Origin of the sequence: Variovorax sp. 278MFTsu5.1, from assembly GCF_048305045.1 — a bacterium.
Taxonomy (GTDB): Bacteria; Pseudomonadota; Gammaproteobacteria; order Burkholderiales; family Burkholderiaceae_C; genus Variovorax; species Variovorax guangxiensis.
In genome coordinates, this window is record NZ_CP157622.1 from 3,949,730 (window position 1) to 3,963,737 (window position 14,008).

The following is a 14,008-nucleotide window of genomic DNA, read 5'->3' on the forward strand; positions in this document are numbered from 1 at the left end:
TTTGAACTTTGTCCCGGCGGCGTGATGGGCCGCCCAGGTCAGAACTTGCCCAGGTAGTCCATCTTGCCGATGGGCATGCCCTTGTGGCGCAGCACGTCGTAGGCCGTGGTCACGTGGAAGAAGAAATTGGGCACTGCGAACTGCAGCAGGTAGCGCTGCGCCGTGAAGGTCGCCTCGCCTTCGCGGGTCTTGATGGTCACCGCGCGGTCTTCGTGGCCGTCGATCAGCGCGCGGTCGACCGTTACCAGGAAGTCCTGCGTCTTCGCGATGCGCGCGACCAGGTCGTCCCAGGTCTTTTCCTCGTCGGGGAAGCTAGGCGCGGTGACGCCGGCGATGCGGGCCGTGCCGAGCTTGGAGGCATCGCTGGCGCGCTGGATCTGGCCGGCCAGCGTGAGCATGTCGGGCGCGAGGCGTGCATCGACCAGCTCGGCCGGGTCGATGCCGTTGGCCTTCGCATGCGCGAGGCTCTTGTCGAGGATATGGGTGAGCCGGCCGAGTCCGCGCGTGAAGACGGGCACGGACAGGTCGTACATCGAGAGCGCCATGGTGTTCGAGGCCTGTGGTCGGCCTTGTGGTTGAGGTGGGCGGCGATTGTCACGCCGCCGCTACCTCAGCGGCCGGCGGCGCGGATAAACCCCTCGATGGGATCAAGTTGTTCCGGCACGTTCAGCGCGGGCGCGTGACCGCAGGCAGGAACTTCGATCACCCGCAGCCGACCGGCCGCGCCGGGACCGCGCTGCTTCATCTCCTCGACCACGCCCGGCAGCACCAGGTCGGACTCGGCTCCGCGCAGGCACAGCACCGGCACCTCGATGGCGTCGTAGTGCGGCCAGATCAGGTAGTCGTTGTCGTGCGCGCTGAACTGCCGGACCATGGCCGGGTCGTAGTGCGGCGTCACGCGGCCGTCGGGCAGCCGGCGCGTGGAGGTCTCGGTCAGCCGGCGCCATTGCGCGTCGCTGAGCCAGCCGTAGGGCTTGTAGACCGTGCGGAAGAAGGCTTCGAGTTCGGCCACCGTGTCGAAGGCCGGCGGCTCGCCCGCATAGGCGCGGATGCGCTCGATGGCCGGCTGCGCCAGCTCGGGCGCATTGTCGTTGAGCACCAGGCTCGCGATGCGCGCCTTCATGCGCGGCTCGAACAGGCCCGAGGCGCAGACGGTGCCGATGGCGCCGCCCATCGAGGTGCCGACCCAGTGCACCCGCCCGAGCCGCAGCTCGTCGCAAAGCGCATTGGCGATGCGCGCATAGAACGAGAGCTTGTATTCCTCGTCCGGCAGCGGGCTCCACTGGCTCAGGCCGCGGCCGATGGTGTCGGGGCAGATCACGCGGAAGCCGCGCGAGGCGAAGTGCTGCGCCAGTTCGTCCATGTCGCGCCCTGTGCGCGCAAGGCCATGCCAGGCGATGACCACGGGCGCCTCGGGCGAGCCCCATTCGAGCCAATGGATCTCGCGGCCGGCGAGCTGCGCGTAGCGGGAAAGCGGAATCAGATTGTTGTTGTCGCTCATCGCGCAGCCCTTGCACGCAGTTTTCCGACGATGCCAGTCGGGAAGTAATAGACGGACAGCACGAACAGCACGCCCAGCCACAGCAGCCAGCGGTCGGGCGACAGCAGCGCAGCCAGCCACGGCAGGCCGCTGGCGGCCTCGTTGCCGATGCGCAGCAGGTCCTGCAGATAGCTCTGCGCCACCACGAACAGCACCGCGCCGATGGCCGCGCCGTAGATGGTGCCCATGCCGCCGATCACCACGATCAGCAGCACGTCGATCATGATCTCGAAGCTCAGCGAGGTATCCGGCCCGTTGTAGCGCAGCCAGATCGCCAGCATCGCGCCGGCCAGCGTGGCGAAGAGCGCCGACAGCACGGCGGCCGTGGTGCGGTAGACCACCACGCGGTAGCCGATCGCCTCGGCGCGGAACTCGTTCTCGCGGATGGCCTGCAGCACGCGGCCGAAGGGCGAGTTCACGATGCGCAGCAGCGCCAGCACCAGCACCACCGCCGCCACGAACAGCAGGTAGTAGCAAAGCAGCCTGCCGTCGAGCGAAACGCCGAGGAAAGGCTCTTCCGCGAACTCGAAGCTCGGCGAGATCAGCTCGGGCAGCTTGAAGGTCAGGCCATCCTCGCCGCCGGTGAAGTCCGAGAGCTGCGAAGCCAGCGTCTGGAAGGCCGAAGCCACGGCCAGTGTGATCATGGCGAAGAAGATCGCGCGCACCCGCAGCGAGAAGAGGCCGATGGCGAACGACAGCACCAGCGAGATCGCCAGCGACGCGCCCAGCCCGACCAGCACCGCGCCCCAGTTCGGCCCGAGCCTCGAGGCCGAGATGGCGATGCCGTAGGCCCCGATGCCGAAGAACATGGTGTGCGCGAAGCTCACGATGCCGGTGTAGCCCAGCAGCAGGTCGAAGCTGGCCACCAGCACCACGAACACCAGGATCTTGGCCGCGACACTCAGCGCCTTCACGCCGGGGAAGATGAATGGCGCGAAGGCCAGCGCGATGAACACTGCCAGCAGCAGCACGGCGAGCAGCCGGCTGCGTGGCATGTCGTTGGAGAGGAGTCGCTTCAGGAACATGTTTTCGTCCTCCTCTTCAGCGGTTCGCCACCGGGTACACGCCCTGCGGGCGCCACAGCAGCACGGCCACCATCAGGAAGATGCTCGCGAACTGGGTGAGCGTGGGCAGCAGGAAGCCCACGTAGTTGGTCATCAGCCCCACCAGCAGCGCGCCGATGAGCGCCCCACCCGTCGAGCCCAGCCCGCCGATGATGATGACGATGAAGATCAGCACGTTGACCTGCGCACCCATCTGCGGCACCAGGTTCTGCTGGAAGAGGCCCCACATCACGCCGCCCAGTCCGGCCAGCGCGCTGCCGACGACGAACACGCCGACGAAGAGCCGCCCGATGCGGTAGCCCAGCGACTCGACCATCTCTCGGTCCTGCACGCCCGCGCGGATGAGCAGGCCGATCTTGGTGCGCCCCAGTGTCCATGCGAGCACGCCGAACACGACAACGCCCACGGCCACCGCGAGCAGGCGGTACTTGCTGATGGCCGCGTCGCCCACCAGCAGCGAGCCGCGCAGCGCCTCGGGCAGCGGCAGCGGAATCTGCGCCGGGCCCCAGATCACCTTGATGAGTTCCTCGCCGATGATCATGCCGCCCATCGTGATGAGGATCTGCTTCAGGTGCTGGCCGTACACCGGCCGCACGATGAAGCGCTCGAAGGCCAGCCCTACCGCACCGGCCACCGCCATCGCGACCAGCATCGCCGGGAACACCGCCACGAGGTTGCGCCACAGCTCGCCCGAGCCGGTCCAGTCGCCCATGAGGCCGAGCACGCTGCTGGCCACGAAGGCGCCGAGCGCGATGAACACGCCATGGCCGAAGTTCAGCACGTCCATGAGGCCGAACACCAGCGTGAGGCCCGAGGCGATGATGAAGATGATCATGCCCATCGCCAGCCCCGCCACGGTGAGCGTGAGCCAGGTCGAGAAGGAGCCGGTGAGCGGCAACGCGGCGAGCGCCAGCACCGGGGCCAGGAGCAGCGGGCGCCAGTCGAAGTCGAGGGCTTTCATTGCTGCGCCTCCTCTTGCCCCCTCTCCCGCTTGCGGGAGAGGGTTGGGGTGAGGGCCGACGGCGACGAGACGAGGTCATGGCCGTTGCACAGGCCGCCTGCCCTCACCCTAGCCCTCTCCCGCAAGCGGGAGAGGGAACAAGACACGGAAATCGTCATAGCGCGAGGCCCAAGAGAGATTGCTGAAGTTGCGCGTCGGCGGAGAACTCCGCCATGGAGCCGGCGTGCACCACCCGGCCGTTGTCCATTACCGCGACGGTGTCGCCCAGCCGCTGGGCGAAGTTGATGTTCTGCTCCACCAGCAGGATCGTCACGCCGCTGCGCTTGAGCTCGGCGAAGGCGTCGATCATGTTGTTGATCATCACGGGCGCGAGGCCCTTGCTGGGCTCGTCGATGATGAGAAGCTCGCGCGGCTCCACGATGGCGCGCGAGACGGCCAGCATCTGCTTCTGCCCGCCCGAGAGCTTGCCGGCCGGGTGGTTCCAGAACTTCTCGACCGCGGGAAAGAGCTTGAAGATCCACTTCAGCCGCGTGTCGTCGATCTGCTGGGCATTCTTGGCGCCGCGCGCGGCCAGCAGCATGTTCTCCTTCACCGTGAGGTCGGAGAAGATGCCCATGTTTTCCGGCACGTAGGCGATGCCCAGGCCGGCGATCTGCGGCGTGTGCTGCGTGGTGATTTCCTTGTCACCGAAGCGCACCCTGCCCTGCGACGCATGCCACAGGCCCATGATGGTGCGCAGCGTGGTCGTCTTGCCCGCGCCGTTGCGGCCCAGCAGCATGGTGAGCTGGCCGCGCGGCACGGCAAGGTCGACGCCGTGGAGGATGTGATAGGCCCCGATGTGCGTGTGCACGCCCTCGAGGGTCAGCAGGTTGTTGGTGCTCATGCGGCCTCCTTCGCGACGCCCAGGTAGGCCTCCTGCACCACCGGCGAGGCGATCACCTCGGCGGGTTCGCCATCGGCCACCAGCGTGCCGTTGTGCAGCACGATGATGCGGTCCGCGAGCTCGCGCACCACGTCCATCTTGTGCTCGACCAGCAGGATGGTCTTGCTCTTGTCCTTCTTGAGCTTGCGGATCAGGTCGAGGATGACGGGCGCCTCGGCCGCGTTCATGCCGGCCGTGGGCTCGTCGAACATGAAGACCTTGGGCTCCAGCGCCATCAGCAGCGCCACCTCCAGCTTTCGCTGGTCGCCGTGCGGCAGGCTCGCCACCGTGGCGTGCTCGCGGGACTTGAGCGCGACGTCGGCCAGGATCTGGTCGGCGCGCTCGGTCAGCGCCTTGTGGTCGCTCCAGATGCTCCACAGGTTGAGACCGCGCCGGTGCGCGCCCTCGCGCGTGGCCTGCACCGCGAGGCGCACGTTCTCCAGCACCGTGAGGTTGGGAAACAGGTTGGTGAGCTGAAAAGCCCGCCCCAGCCCCGCGTGCGTCCGCGCGGAGGGGGACAGGCCCGACAACGAATGCCCGTCGAGCGACACGGTGCCCGCGCTCGCCTTGAGCTGGCCCGAGATCAGGTTGAAGTAGGTGGTCTTGCCCGCGCCGTTGGGGCCGACGATGGCCGTCAGCGTGCCCGGCGCAAAGGCGCAGCTCACGCTGTTGACGGCCACGTGCCCGCCGAAGCGGATGGTCAGATCTCGGGTCTCAAGCATCGTCGTTGGTCATTGCGAATCGAAAGAAGGAAGAAAAGCCGAGCGGCCTCAACAGGTGCCGACTACGTAGTAGTTGGGACCGGTCTGCTTCAGCGTGGTCGTCACGTAGATGTTCCACAGGCCCATGGACTGGTTGGAGCCATAGGCATAAGTGAAGCCGTACAGGGCATAGGCGCGCCCGGCAATGGTGTGCGTGTAGTTGCTGGCGGTATAGCAGGTGCCGCCGCTGCCGCCGCCGGTGGTGGTGCCGGTCGCGGCCGACGACATGGCGCCCTCCACATTGCTCGCGTTCAGCGCGGCCACGGTCCAGCTGTAGGAGGTCGAGGCGGCCAGGCCGGTGTCGGTGTAGCTGGTGGCGGCCACCGGCGAGGCGTTGACCTTGCTGCCGCCGCGGTACACGTTGTAGCCGCTGGCGCCGCTCACGGCGTTCCAGGCGATCACCATGCTGCTGGCGGTGGCGCCCGATGTGCCCACGCCGGTGGGCGCCGGCAGGCCGCTGCCGCCCGAGGAACCGGTGACGCGGTCGATCATGGCCTTCATCGCGGCCATCTGCGGGCCCGACTTCTTCGCGTAGTTGGCGTTGTCGTAGCCCCACCAGTCCCAGCAGCTGTTGGTGGCGGCGGTGCTGGTCTGCGGATAGATCAGCACGATGTTGTTGGTGTCGGCCCAGCGGTTGTAGCCGGTCTTGCGCACGTACTGGTCGCTCACGTCGTTGTAGTTCTGCTTGCAGCCGTGCAGCACCAGGTGCACTCGGCACGAGGCGGTGGTGCAGGCCTGCGGCACGTAGATCCAGCCGGTGGCCGCCATGCCGTGGCCGCTGATGAACTCCGACTGGTTGAACTCGGTGAAGGTGCCGCCCAGCGTGCCGTTGTTGCGCGGGTTCAGCGGGCCGTACAGTTGCGTGAGGATCTCGCCCGCGAGGTCGAAGCCGCAGTTGTTGATGTAGGGGGCTGCGGTGGTGCTGCAGGCGCTGCCGTAGTCGTCGGTGACCATCGCGTGGCCCGCGCCGATGTTGTTCTTGTAGACGACGTTGGCTGCGGGCACGAAGCTCTGGTAGTAGGTCTTGAGGTCGTCCATCACCGCCTGCTTGACGGTGTTGTCCGAGGTGCCCGAGAACATGTAGACCTTGGAATTGCTCATGTTCGACACCGGGTCGATCGCACCGCTGGAAGCCCAGCTGTTGGTGGTGCTCACCAGCGACGCCACCGGGATGCTGGTGCTGTGCGTCATGCAGCGCCCCGTGGCGTTGAGCACCGAACCCTCGGCGCAGTAGTACGGACCGCCCGCCACCACGCCCGCGCCACGCTTGAAGGTGGCCGAGTACGCCACGTGCAGTTGCACCGCCATGAAGCCGCCGGCCGACAGGCCCGACACGCTCACCTCCGCCGGGTTGGCGCCGAGCGCCGGAAGCGGCACCGCCGCCTGAGCGGCATGCGCCGCCACCGTCATCGCCGCGGCCGTGGCGAGTCCCTTCCAGTTCTTCCATTTCATCGCTGGCATCGCTGTCTCCTTCTGTTGTGGGTATCGAACGTTTGCTTTGCTGACTGACGAATCGAATCGGCCGTGGGAACATCACGCCGCCGCGAAGAAAAAGGCGCAGGCTGGCGCTTCGCCCGGCGGCCATCCGGGGCGAAAACGGGGCGGCGCTCCTCGGGCGCCGCGCGGGTCAGGGGGAGCTGTCTACGCTGTCGTGTTCAGCGTTTGTTCTTGATGGGGATGTCCATCTCTTCAGGCTTGATCTCGTGCACCAGCTCCGGCACGCCCCAGGCGAACGCCGGGTCGACCTTGATCTTGAAGTGGTACATCGACTGCATCGCCTGGTGGTCTTCCTTGCGGAAGGTCATCTTGCCCTTGGGCGTGTCGAAGCTCATGCCTTCCATGGTGCTGATGAGCTTGTTGGTGCTGGTGTCGCCGTTGGTCTTCTTCAGCGCCGTCACCACGGCCATCGCGGCGGAGAAGCCGCCGGCGGTGAAGAAGTCCGGCGGCGTCTTGAATTCCTTGTAGTGGGCCGACACCATCGCCTCGTTCACCGGGTTCTTCGGAATGCCGAAGTAGTAATAGGCCGCGCCTTCCATGCCCGGCAGCGCCTTGTAGGCGGCCATGGCCGGCAGGATGTTGCCGCCGGTGGCGATCTCGATGCCGTAGCGCTTGAGGTCGAGGTCGACGATCTTGAACGGGTTGCCCGCGCCGGCCCAGACGATCCAGATGATCTTGCGGCCCGGCTGGTCCTTGAGCTTGTCGATCAGGCGCTGCGCGCCGGCGGTGAAGTCGGTGGTGGCGGGCGGCAGGTATTCCTCATGGACCAGCTTGGCCTTCTTGAGCGCCGAGCCGAAGGCCTTCACGCCGTCGCGGCCGAAGGCGTTGTCCTGCGCCAGCGTGGCCACGGTCACTCCGGGCTTGTCGACGGCCACGGCGTTGGAGATCGCGTCCTGGCTCGAATTGCGGCCGGTACGGAAGATGTACTTGTTCCACTTGTCGCCGGTGATCGAGTCGGCAACGGCGGGCTCGACCAGCAGGATCTTCTTGTATTCCTCGGCCACCGGCAGCATGGCCAGCGCCACGCCCGATGCCGTCGGGCCGATGGCCAGCGCTGCCTTGTCGTCCGAGTAGGCGGCCGCCAGCAGCGACTTGCCCAGGTCCGGCTTGCCCTGGTCGTCCTTCTCGATGACCACCAGCTTCTTGCCGTTGACCATCATCGTGCCGCCGGTGGCGTAGTTCAGGCCCATCATCAGGCCGGTCTGTGTCTGCTTGCCGTAGGCTTCCAGCGCGCCGGTCTTGCTGTAGATATGGGCGATGCGGATTTCATTGGACTGCGCCCAGGCGGGAGCGGCGGCCGAGGCGCAGGCGGCGAGCGCGGCCAGGGCGACGAGGTGGCGACGGTTCATTCTTTGTCTCCTGAAAAAGGTGACTGAATATTGCACAGTTCGTGCCACCCGCTAAGCCATTGATAACAAACGTTTCTTCACTTGGGAGAAACGCCTTCCGGCTGAATTCAGAACACTCGAGATGTCTGAATTTCAGCCGAATGTCTGGTTTTCAGTCAGGGTTTTCGCGGAGGCCTTGCGCTCGGCGATCCACTGTTCGAACTGGCGCTCGGCCTGCATCCGGAACTCGTTGCGCGCATGGTTGCAGACCGCGTGCGCGAGCCGCCGGTGCTTCGACGAGCGGATGCCGCCGAAGGTCGAGTCCACGAGATGCTCGATGGTGGCCGACTCCGGCCGGCCCGCGGGCTCGCCGAAGTCCATGGGCAGCCCGCACCAATGGCAGTTCGGCCCGAAGGTGGAACGCAGCGCCTTGACGCTCACAGGTTCGCGTACTCCAGGATCTCCTGGCCCATCAGCGTGCAGTCGTTGCCCGACACGAAATAGATGAGCCGCATCCGGTACTCCCCCTTGTAGATGCTGCCCCAGACCTCGAGCACCTTGAACTGCTGCTTCTTGTTGGCCGGGTTGCGGATCGGCGGCAGCTCCTTCACCTCGGGGCTGATGCGGATGCGGTCGTCCTCGCCGAAATGAAAGGTCAGCAGCTTCTTGGCACGAGAGACGGCTTCGCCGGAGCATTGAGGCGCGGCACCGGCGATGCCGGCGGCGGCGCAGAGCGCGAGACAGGCGGTGGTACGGGCAAGAGCCTTCTTCATCGGGTGTGGCGTCGGGGTTGTGTGCAGGGGCGGGAGTATCGCTCGGGCACAGGCTCACTGTTCCTGGCTCGTCATCCGCTCATACAAGGTCGCCCGCGAAATACCGAGCAACCGCGCCGTCGCCAGCTTGTTGCCACCGGTCGACGCCAGCGCCGCCGCAATCGCCTTGCGCTCCAGTTCGGCCACCTGCTGCGACAACGGGCGCAGCAGCGCGGCCTGCTCATCAGCGTCGTGGCTGGTCTGCAGGGTGGCCGGCAGCTCGATCTGCTCCAGCCCGGCTTCGCGCAGGATGCGTTCGAGCTGCACGGCATCGATGCGCTGCGAATCGCTTCGCATCGTCACCTGCTCCAGCACGTTGCGCAGTTCGCGGATGTTGCCGCGCCAGTGCTGGCCGGCGAGCAGCGCGAGCGCGTCGGGCGTGAGCTCGGGCGGCGCTTCGCCGCTGCGCAGCGCCATGTCCTCTCCCAGCGCCTCGACGAGCGCGGGAATGTCGGCACGCCGCTCGCGCAGCGGGGGCACGCGCAGCGGGAGCACGTTGAGGCGGTAGTACAGGTCTTCGCGGAACTGGCCGCGCCGCACGAGTTCGGGCAGGTCGCGCGAGGTGGCGGCGATCACGCGGGCGTCGAAGGGCACGAGCTTGTTGGAGCCCAGCGGCTCGATCTCGCCCTCCTGCAGCGCGCGCAGCAGCTTGGCCTGCAGGCCCAGCGGCATGTCGCCGATTTCGTCGAGGAACAGGCTGCCGCCGTCGGCCAGCTTGAACTTGCCCTCGCGGCCCTTGCGGTCGGCGCCGGTGAAGGCGCCGGGGGCAAAACCGAAGAATTCGGCTTCGAGCAGCGTGTCGGGCACCGCCGCGATGTTCACGCTGACGAACTGGCCCTTGGCCCGCGCGGACGAGGCGTGGATGGCATGCGCCAGCAGTTCCTTGCCGGTGCCGGTCTCGCCCAGCAGCAGCACCGGGCTTGTCGACTGCGCCGCGCGCCGCGCATGGCGCTTCACCTCCACCGCCGCCGGGCTGCTGCCGATGAAGCTCGCGAAGGTGTATTTGGAGCGCCGCTGTCCGTCGCCCGAGTGCTGGTAGAGCGGGTTGTTGCGCTGGCTCGCGAGCTCGCGGCGGGCATCGTCGAGGTCGCGCTGCAGCAGCGCGAACTTGCTGATGAGCGGCTGCAGCGTGGTCTCGGGCTGGTCGAACAGCACGATGCCGATCGCGCCGATGACCTTGCCCATGCCGCCCTCCCCGCCTTCGCGCTCTTCGCGAAGCGGAATGCGGCTGACGACGAAAGTACCAGCCTTGTTGGTCAGCAGGTCGACCAGAATGGGCTCGCCGGTTTCGAGCACGCGGCGCATCTGGGTGTTCGGGATCACGTCCTCCACCATGTGGCCCATGAACTCGTCGATGGACGAGAAGCCCAGCGCGGGCAGGAAGCGCCGGTAGCCCTCGTTCACCCACACGATGCGCCCGGTGCTGTCGACCAGGAACATGCCCTGGCTGATGCTCGAAAACAAATGAAACATCGAGCGCGCGGCGAGCGCGAGAATGCCCTCGGCATCGAGAGGAAGCGAGGGTGTTGCGGTGGAGGCTGCTGGCATGGCGGGATCGTAGCGCGGGCCGGATCCGCACCTTAAGTCTTAAGGATTCGCTTCGGTGAGAACGGGCCGGCAAAGACCTTCAGGAAGCCTTAAGTTAATCAATCGTTTGATTTCGTGCGTGGTGTAATGCCGGTCATGAACGCGAGAGATCCGATCACCCAGGCACCTCGCCGCGCACCGCGCGCAGACGGCGCCGAGGCACGCCACCGGCTGCTCCACACTGCCTTGCGGCTGTTCGCGCAGAAGGGCTTCGCCAAGACTTCCACGCGCGAGATCGCCCGCGAGGCCGAGGTCAACATCTCGGCCATCAGCTACTACTTCGGCGACAAGGAGGGGCTCTATGCGGCCACCTTCAGCGAGCCGATGGGCGGCGACTCCAGCGACCTCGTCGCCGCCTGCAACGTCCCCGGCCAACCGCTCGAAGCCACGCTGCGCATGTGCATGGTGTCGATGATCGATCCGCTCAAGCAGGGCGAGATCGTGCGGCAGTGCATCCAGCTGCACATGCGCGAGATGCTGGAGCCCACGAGCCGCTGGGCCGAGGAGCTGGAGCGCGACATCAAGGGCCCGCACCGCGCCATCGCCGAGCTGCTGTGCCGCCACCTGAAGGTGGATCGGCCCGACGACGACATCCACCGCCTGACATTCGCGATCACCGGGCTGTCGATGCAGCTCTACGTGAGCCAGGATTTCATCGAGGCCATCCGCCCTTCGCTGCTGCGCACGCCGCGCGCCATCGACGCCTGGGCCGACCGCCTCACGGGCTATGCGCTGGCGCTGGTCGAGGCCGAGGCGGCGCGCCGCCGTGCCGAGAGAAAGCAGAAGAAACAATGAGAAAACTCCGATTCAAACTGACGGCCGCCGTGTGCCTCGGCATCGGCCTCTCCGGTTGCTCGCTCACGCGCCCGCCCGCGCAGGTCGAGGCGCCCGTGCCCACGCAATGGCACGCCCCCCTGCCCCATGGCGGCTCGCTGGCCTCGTTGGCGAACTGGTGGAGCCAGCTCGACGATCCGTTGCTGGTCGAACTCATCGCCGCCGCCGAGGCCGCGAGCCCGAACGTCGCGAGCGCCGCCGCGCGCGTGGCCGAGGCGCGCTTCACGCGCGTGCAGGCCGGCGCGGCGCTGCTGCCCAGCCTGGACGGCACCGCGTCGGCGAGCCGCGGGCCGGTGGGGCTTTCGAGCGGCGGCTCGGGCACGAGCAGCGGTGGCGGTAGCAGCAGCAGCAGTCTTTCGTCCAGCACGCCGATCACCACGCTTCAGGCCGGCCTTCAATCGAAATGGGAGATCGACCTGTTCGGCCGCCTGCGCGCCGACCGCGACGCCGCCGAGGCCAAGCAGAGCAGCGCCAACGCAAAGTGGCACGACGCCCGCGTGGCGGTGGCGGCCGAGACGGCCAACGCCTATTTCGCCGAGCGCGCATGCCAGCAGCAGCTGCGCGTGTCCGAATCGGATGCACGCTCGCGCGCCGAGACCTCGCGGCTCACCGACTTGTCCGCCAAGGCCGGCTTCACCGCGCCCGCCGATGCGGCGCTCGCCCGCGCCAGCGCTTCCGACGCCTCCGGCCGGCTCACGCAGCAGCGCGCCCAGTGCGCGGTGCTGCGCAAGGCGCTGGTCTCGCTCAGCGGCATCGACGAAACGACGCTCGAGCAGAAGCTCGCGGCCGCGCCGGCACAGCGCCCGCTGCCCGCCGTGGGCAGCATCGCCAGCGTGCCGGCCGAGGCGATCTCGCAGCGCCCCGACGTGTACGCAGCCGAGCTGGGCGTGGCATCGGCCAGCGCCGACGTGGGCTCGGCCGAGGCGGAGCGCTATCCCAAGCTCACGGTGTCGGGCTCGATCGGCCGCTCGCAGTACCGCGTGAGCGGCGTGCACCAGTCGCTCGAAACCTGGACGGTGGGGCCGATCTCGCTGACCGTGCCGCTGCTCGACGGCGGCTCTCGCAAGGCCAACGCCGATGCAGCCAAGGCGCGCTATGCCGAGGCCGTGTCGCTCTACCGCGCCAATGTGCGGCAGGCGGTGCGCGAGGTCGAGGAGGCGCTGGTCAACCTCGACGCCACCAACGCCCGCACCACCGACGCGGACGCCGCGGTGAAGAACTACCAGGCCTCCTTCGATGCCACGCAGGCACGCTACAGCAGCGGCCTCGCGAGCCTGTTCGAGCTGGAGGATTCGCGCCGCACGCTGTTCTCGGCGCAGACCGCGCGCGTCTCGCTGCAGCGCGAGCGCACCGAAGCATGGGTGGCGCTGTACCGCTCGATGGGCGGCGGCTGGAATCGACAGACAGCCCCGAGCCCCTCTTCCGAATCGTCCTCAATGACCGCATCCCCGGCCGCCAAGGTCGCGACGTCGCCATGAAAACAATGAAGCGTTCCACTCTCGCCATTGCGCTGATCGCGCTGGTCGTCGCCATCGCGGCGATCTTCTTCATGATGGGCGGCAAGCCCTCGGACAAGGCCGGCGATCACGCCGCGGCTGCCAAGGGCAAGGACGGCGCCGCGTCGCCCAGGCCCGCGCTGACCGTCACCGTGGCCAGGCCCGAAGCCACCGAGCTGATGCTCACGCTCGCGGCCAACGGCAACGTGGCCGCGTGGCAGGAGGCCGTGGTCGGCTCCGAGTCCAACGGCCTGAAGCTGGCCGAAGTGCGCGTGAACGTGGGCGATACGGTTAAGAAGGGCCAGGTGCTCGCGGTGTTCTCGCCCGAGACGGTGCAGGCCGACATCGCGCAGGCACGCGCCTCGCTGGCCGAGGCCCGCGCCACCGCGGCCGACGCCGCCGGCAACGCCGCGCGCGCGCGCACGCTGCAGGCCACGGGCGCGCTGAGCCAGCAGCAGATCAACCAGTACCAGACCACCGAGCAGACCGCCAGGGCGCGCGTGGAGGCGGCCGAGGCCGTGCTGGCCGCGCAGCAGGTACGCGGGCGCAACACGCAGGTGCTGGCGCCCGACGACGGCGTGATCTCGGCGCGCACAGCCACCGTGGGCAGCGTGGTCGCGGCAGGCACCGAGCTGTTCCGGCTGATCCGCCAGGGCCGCCTCGAATGGCGCGCCGAGGTGACCTCGGCCGAGCTCAGCCGCGTCTCGGTCGGCACCACCGCCTTCGTGGTCAGCGCCAGCGGCGCGCAGGTGCGCGGCAAGGTGCGCAGCATCGCGCCCACGGTCGATCCGCAGACGCGCGCGGCGCTGGTGTATGTCGACCTGCCCAACGTGCAGCAGAACACCGGCGTCAAGGCCGGCATGTTCGCGCGCGGCGACTTCGAGCTGGGCCGCAGCACGGCGCCGACGGTGCCGCAGGCCGCCGTGGTGCCGCGCGACGGCTTCAACAACGTGTTCATCCTGAAGCCCGACAACAAGGTGTCGCAGCTGAAGGTGCAGGTCGGCCGGCGCCTGAACGACCGCATCGAGATCACGAGCGCGCTGCCCGACGGCGCCCGGATCGTGGTGCAGGGCGCAGGCTTCCTCAACGACGGCGACCTGGTGCGCGTGGTCGATGCGCCCGCACCCTCTTCGTCCGCCGCCGCCCAGCCCCCCAAGCCGGCCGCATCCGCCGCCGCGGCGAAGTAAGCAATGCAAAGGACACGCC

14 protein-coding genes are annotated in these 14,008 nt (G+C 67.8%); 3 read left to right on the top strand and 11 right to left on the bottom strand.

Translation table 11 applies throughout. The features are described 5' to 3' along the window. Nucleotides 1-38 precede the first annotated feature (38 nt). From ABL844_RS18385 to ABL844_RS18435, 11 genes are all read right to left on the bottom strand, one after another. Nucleotides 39-545, bottom strand: a complete 507-nt coding sequence (locus tag ABL844_RS18385; protein ID WP_418128428.1) for a DUF1993 domain-containing protein — start codon at nt 543-545, stop codon at nt 39-41. Nucleotides 546-610: 65 nt separating this feature from the next. Then, nucleotides 611-1,501: an alpha/beta fold hydrolase gene (locus ABL844_RS18390; RefSeq protein WP_418116673.1), complete on the bottom strand. Its 891-nt coding sequence runs from the start codon at nt 1,499-1,501 to the stop codon at nt 611-613. Beyond that, nucleotides 1,498-2,565, bottom strand: coding sequence for a branched-chain amino acid ABC transporter permease (locus ABL844_RS18395; protein WP_126023899.1), 1,068 nt, complete (start codon nt 2,563-2,565; stop codon nt 1,498-1,500). The genes ABL844_RS18390 and ABL844_RS18395 overlap by 4 nt, the downstream gene beginning before the upstream one ends. A 16-nt stretch (nt 2,566-2,581) precedes the next feature. Next, nucleotides 2,582-3,565: a branched-chain amino acid ABC transporter permease gene (locus ABL844_RS18400; protein WP_126023898.1), complete on the bottom strand. Its 984-nt coding sequence runs from the start codon at nt 3,563-3,565 to the stop codon at nt 2,582-2,584. A 154-nt stretch (nt 3,566-3,719) separates the two neighbouring features. Next, nucleotides 3,720-4,448 carry an ABC transporter ATP-binding protein gene (locus ABL844_RS18405; RefSeq protein ID WP_184637393.1) on the bottom strand — a complete coding sequence of 243 codons (729 nt, stop codon included), beginning with the start codon at nt 4,446-4,448 and terminating at the stop codon, nt 3,720-3,722. After that, entirely contained in the window at nt 4,445-5,209 is a 765-nt protein-coding gene (locus ABL844_RS18410; RefSeq protein ID WP_184637390.1) for an ABC transporter ATP-binding protein, read from the bottom strand. Before ABL844_RS18410 ends, ABL844_RS18405 begins: the two co-directional genes overlap by 4 nt. Before the next feature lie 48 nt (nt 5,210-5,257). Beyond that, on the bottom strand, nt 5,258-6,709 hold the full coding sequence (locus ABL844_RS18415; protein WP_418128429.1) for a fibronectin type III domain-containing protein: 1,452 nt from the start codon (nt 6,707-6,709) through the stop codon (nt 5,258-5,260). A gap of 194 nt (nt 6,710-6,903) precedes the next feature. Continuing rightward, the gene (locus tag ABL844_RS18420; RefSeq protein ID WP_126023894.1) at nt 6,904-8,094 is read right to left on the bottom strand and encodes a substrate-binding domain-containing protein; all 1,191 of its coding nucleotides are present in this window, start codon (nt 8,092-8,094) and stop codon (nt 6,904-6,906) included. 132 nt (nt 8,095-8,226) lie between these two features. Continuing rightward, the gene (locus ABL844_RS18425; RefSeq protein WP_418128431.1) at nt 8,227-8,514 is read right to left on the bottom strand and encodes a hypothetical protein; all 288 of its coding nucleotides are present in this window, start codon (nt 8,512-8,514) and stop codon (nt 8,227-8,229) included. Then, nucleotides 8,511-8,846, bottom strand: a complete 336-nt coding sequence (locus tag ABL844_RS18430) for a hypothetical protein (protein WP_184637382.1) — start codon at nt 8,844-8,846, stop codon at nt 8,511-8,513. The genes ABL844_RS18425 and ABL844_RS18430 overlap by 4 nt, the downstream gene beginning before the upstream one ends. A gap of 54 nt (nt 8,847-8,900) precedes the next feature. Further along, nucleotides 8,901-10,433: a sigma-54 interaction domain-containing protein gene (locus tag ABL844_RS18435; protein ID WP_418116676.1), complete on the bottom strand. Its 1,533-nt coding sequence runs from the start codon at nt 10,431-10,433 to the stop codon at nt 8,901-8,903. 135 nt (nt 10,434-10,568) lie between these two features. On the opposite strand from ABL844_RS18435, the gene ABL844_RS18440 reads away from it, so the two are divergent. The 3 genes from ABL844_RS18440 to ABL844_RS18450 are packed head-to-tail and all read left to right on the top strand — an operon-like array spanning nt 10,569 to nt 13,989. Next, nucleotides 10,569-11,267 carry a TetR/AcrR family transcriptional regulator gene (locus ABL844_RS18440; RefSeq protein WP_240650744.1) on the top strand — a complete coding sequence of 233 codons (699 nt, stop codon included), beginning with the start codon at nt 10,569-10,571 and terminating at the stop codon, nt 11,265-11,267. Then, the gene (locus ABL844_RS18445) at nt 11,264-12,784 is read left to right on the top strand and encodes an efflux transporter outer membrane subunit (protein WP_418128432.1); all 1,521 of its coding nucleotides are present in this window, start codon (nt 11,264-11,266) and stop codon (nt 12,782-12,784) included. The genes ABL844_RS18440 and ABL844_RS18445 overlap by 4 nt, the downstream gene beginning before the upstream one ends. Then, nucleotides 12,781-13,989, top strand: coding sequence for an efflux RND transporter periplasmic adaptor subunit (locus ABL844_RS18450; RefSeq protein ID WP_369661977.1), 1,209 nt, complete (start codon nt 12,781-12,783; stop codon nt 13,987-13,989). Before ABL844_RS18445 ends, ABL844_RS18450 begins: the two co-directional genes overlap by 4 nt. Nucleotides 13,990-14,008: the final 19 nt, after the last annotated feature.